Genomic DNA, 2053 nt, shown 5'->3' with positions numbered 1-2053 from the left:
AGGTGGGCCCGGGCGGCCCGGTGGGCGGCCATCGCCTGCCCGTACGCCGACGCGAGCCTGCCCAACGTGTGCCCCTCCGCCGACAGCCGCCTGGTCCGCTGAAACCCTAACGGACAGCGGCGATCCGGGCACGGTCCCCGCACGGCCGTGTCGGCCCGTCCAGGCGTCGGCGCTCCCGGCACGTGCGTGAAAGGAGGGGTCCCCTGCTAACGCCTCGTGCATAGCAGGGGACCCCTCCTAACATCGCGAGCCGTCAGCCGGTCACCGCGTTGAGCGCGGGCAGGTAGCCGTACCGGTAGCCGTCGGCGTTGGGGTGGTACGCCTCGATGACACCGGTGACGTCCCGGATCCACGGCTGGGCACCGCAGACACCGTGGCCGGCGAAGGTGGGCCGGGTGTCGGCGAAGGTGGCACCGGCCGCGGCGGCCCGGTCGGCGGTCACCTCGGCGAGGACGTCGGCCGCCTCGTTGAGGAGGGTGCGCTTGTGGGTGCTCATCGCCAGCAGCCCGCAGGACCTGGTCTCGAACAGGCGCGGATAGCCGAGCACGATCAGCCGCGCGTTCGGGGCGCGCTCGCGGATGGCCGCGTAGGTGCGGTCCAGCCGGGCCGGCAGGGTGCCGGTGGCGAACGCCTTGGCCTCGTTGACCGCAGTGGTGCAGGTGGACGTGCTGCCGAAGCGGCAACTGGTCATCACGTCGGCGAATCCGGCGTCGTTGCCGCCGATGGTGATGGTGACCATCGTGGTGGTGGCGCTGAGCGCGCCGAGTTGGTTGGCGAGCACGTCGGCGGTGACCGCGCCGCCGCAGGCCGGGAAGCGGAAGCTGGCCACCGCGTTGGCGGCGGCCCACAGTGGCGCGTACGACTTCTGGCTGCGCAGGCAGGTGGACAGGTCGTACGGGCCGGCGCCGACCCCGGAGGAGTACGAGTCGCCGAGCGCGACGTAGTGCACGGGCGCGGCGGCCTGGGCGGCGGTGGGTACGGCCAGTGCGCCGAGGGTGGCGGTGGCGAGGGCGACCAACGTGGCGAGGGCACGGGCCAGCGGACGGTGGGACATGACGGACCTCCACAGAGGGTGGTGGTGGAGCCCGTGGACCGCGCGCGTGGCCAGGGGTTGTTACTAGCCGGTAATGCTATCGAAACATGCAGATGAAGTGAATAGCCGTCGCCCCGCAGACGCAGCACGCCCGGCCGAGTCACGGCCGGGCGTATGCGCGGGTGTGCGGGTGTGCGGGTGTGCGGGTGTGCGGGTGTGCGGGTGTGCGGGTGTGCGGGTGTGCGGCGCGCGGGTGCGCCGGGGTGTTAGCAGGGGTCCCCTGCTATGCACGAGGCGTTAGCAGGGGACCCCTCCTTACACAGCGAGCGGTTGGGAGGCGGCGTGCACGGGTGCCGGGAGGGTGCCGACGCCACCGAGGTAGCCGTGGATCGCGGCGGCGGCGGCCCGCCCCTCGGCGATGGCCCAGACGATCAGTGACGCCCCCCGGTGCATGTCACCGGCGACGAAGACACCGTCGGCCTCGGTCTGCCAGTCGCCCCGGGACTCGATCGCGCCCCGGGCGTTGCGGGTCACCCCGAACTGGGTCAGCAGCGGCTGCTCCTCGGTGCCCTCGAAGCCGATGGCCAGCAGCACCAGGTCGGCGGGCAACTCCTGTTCGGTCCCGGGGACAGTGGTGACGATGCGCCGGCCGTCCCGCTTCTCGACGGTCACCTCGGCGATCCGCACGGCACGGACCGCGCCGGTGCCGTCGTCGACGAACTCCTGCACGGCGACCGCGAAGACGCGCTCCCCGCCCTCCTCGTGCGCCGCGTACTCGCGCAGGATCCACGGCCAGGTCGGCCACGGGTCGCGCTCCTCGTCGCGGGCCTGTGGAGGGCGCGGGTACAGGTCGAGCTGGTGTACGCCGGCCGCGCCCTGCCGGTGCGCCACCCCGAGGCAGTCGGCCGCGGTGTCGCCGCCGCCGATGATGACGACATGCTTGCCGGCCGCGTCGATCGGCGTACCGTCCGGCAGGGTGGCCAGCGCGGGACGGCCCGCACCGGCGGCGGCGACCACCCG

General features: G+C 73.4%; 2 protein-coding genes. Both read right to left on the bottom strand.

Annotated features, from left to right (window positions below; translation table 11 throughout):
• Positions 1 to 253 precede the first annotated feature (253 nt).
• Positions 254 to 1054, bottom strand: a complete 801-nt coding sequence (locus EYA84_RS31115) for an SGNH/GDSL hydrolase family protein (protein ID WP_131057760.1) — start codon at positions 1052 to 1054, stop codon at positions 254 to 256.
• 294 nt (positions 1055 to 1348) lie between these two features.
• Positions 1349 to 2053, bottom strand: a 705-nt coding sequence (locus EYA84_RS31110; protein ID WP_161595080.1) for an FAD-dependent oxidoreductase, incomplete at its 5' end; no start/stop codon positions are given.

It is taken from the genome of Verrucosispora sp. SN26_14.1 (assembly GCF_004307965.1).
Lineage (GTDB): Bacteria > Actinomycetota > Actinomycetes > Mycobacteriales > Micromonosporaceae > Micromonospora.
The sequence above is the reverse complement of the archived record's forward strand: the minus strand, read 5'-3'. Positions and strand labels throughout refer to the sequence as shown.

Coding starts and splice junctions, on each gene's coding strand:
- EYA84_RS31115 (WP_131057760.1), bottom strand. CDS start 1,054: ATGTCCCACCGTCCGCTGGCCCGTGCCCTCGCCACGTTGGTCGCCCTC.